At 70.1% G+C, this 1,663-nt stretch carries 1 protein-coding gene; it reads left to right on the plus strand.

Annotated elements, in window-relative coordinates; translation table 11 throughout:
- Positions 1 to 122: 122 nt before the first annotated feature.
- The gene (locus tag DQ238_RS22505) at positions 123 to 1,520 is read left to right on the plus strand and encodes an IS1380 family transposase (RefSeq protein ID WP_113783473.1); all 1,398 of its coding nucleotides are present in this window, start codon (positions 123 to 125) and stop codon (positions 1,518 to 1,520) included.
- Positions 1,521 to 1,663 lie beyond the last annotated feature (143 nt).

Below are 1,663 nucleotides of genomic sequence, written 5' to 3' on the forward strand. Positions count from 1 at the left end.
AGCCTCGATCCACCGTCGAAATGGCTGATCGGCGCGGGTTGTAACGCACGAATGCCCCTCTGACCAGGAACGATGTGGCTTGTCGAAGGTCACAACGGTCCACACAGAAGGGCATCCGCTGGATGCGACTGTCTCACGGTTCGTCGGCGTTGTCGGCGACGTTCGATGATCCGAATCTCGTGTCGGCCGGAGGGCTGGCCCCGGTGGTCGCGCTCGCGCGGTCGTGCCGGCTCGGTGACCTGGTCGGCGAGAAGCTCACGCTCAAGGCCACCGGCGGGGTCAACGCGCAGGTGAAGGTGCCGGCGCTGGTGGCCGGGATGGTCGTCGGCGCGGACTCCATCGATGACATGGACCTGCTGCGCCACGGCGGCATGGATCGGTTGTTCGCCGGGATCCGGGCTCCGTCGACGTTGGGCACGTTCCTGCGCGCGTTCACCTTCGGTCACGTCCGCCAGCTGGACTCGGTGGCCGCGGCGTTCTTGACCGCACTGGCCGCGGCCACACCACTGCTGCCCGGGGCCGGCCAGGTCACCTACCTCGACCTGGACGACACGATGCGGGAGACCCACGGCTACGCCAAGCAGGGCGTCGGGTACGGCTACAACAAGGTCAAGGGGCTCAACGCACTGCTGGCCACCATCTCCACCCCGTTGGCGGCGCCGGTGATCGGCGCGGCCCGGCTGCGCAAGGGCGCGGTGAAGTCCGCCCGCGGCGCAGGCAAGCTGCTGGCCGAGGCGCTGGGCACCGCACGGGCCTGCGGCGCCGGCGGCCCGGATGGCAGTGGTCTGGTGCTCGTGCGCGGAGACTCGGCGTTCTACTGCCATGACGTGATCGCCACCGCCCGCCGCGGCGGAGCCCGCTTCTCCATCACCGCCCGGATGGACGCCGCGGTCAAGAAGGCGATCGCCACGATCGGCGAGGACGCCTGGACCCCGATCCGCTACCCGCAGGCGGTGTGGGACGAGGAAGGCTCCTGCTGGATCTCCGACGCCGAGGTCGCCGAGATCGGCTTCACCGCGTTCACCTCCCGCCGCAAGGCCGACCACATTCCCGCCCGGCTCATCGTCCGCCGGGTCAAGCGCCTCAACCCCGCCTGGGTGCCGGCCGGCCAAGGTGAGCTGTTCACCGCGCACCGCTACCACGCGGTGTTCACCGACTCCCCGCAGCCGATGCTCCAGGCCGAGACCACCCACCGGCAGCACGCGATCATCGAGCAGGTCAACGCCGACCTCAAGGCCGGACCGCTGGCCCACCTCCCGTCGGGATCGTTCGCCGCGAACTCCGCCTGGCTGGTGCTTGCGACGATGGCGTTCAACCTCACCCGCGCCGCCGGCGTCCTGGCCTCGACCTTCCACGCGAAGGCGACCACCGGCACCATCCGCGCCCAGCTGATCGCCGTCCCGGCCCGGCTGGCCCGCTCCGCCCGCCGACTGCGGCTGCATCTGCCACGCGACTGGCCCTGGGAACAGGCCTGGACCCAACTGTTCGACGCCACCTGCGGACCACCAGCAGCTGCCTGACCGACCACCGCCCCACCGGGCACGACCGGAGACCAACAGTGGAAGAGCCGGACAGACCGGCCGCTCACCCGCGCCCAGATCAAGCCATCAAGATCGAATCACGAGCCGACGGAGCCGACCAAGATCGACGGTGGATCGAGGCT

The organism is Geodermatophilus sp. TF02-6 (assembly GCF_003319115.1).
Taxonomy (GTDB): domain Bacteria; phylum Actinomycetota; class Actinomycetes; order Mycobacteriales; family Geodermatophilaceae; genus Geodermatophilus.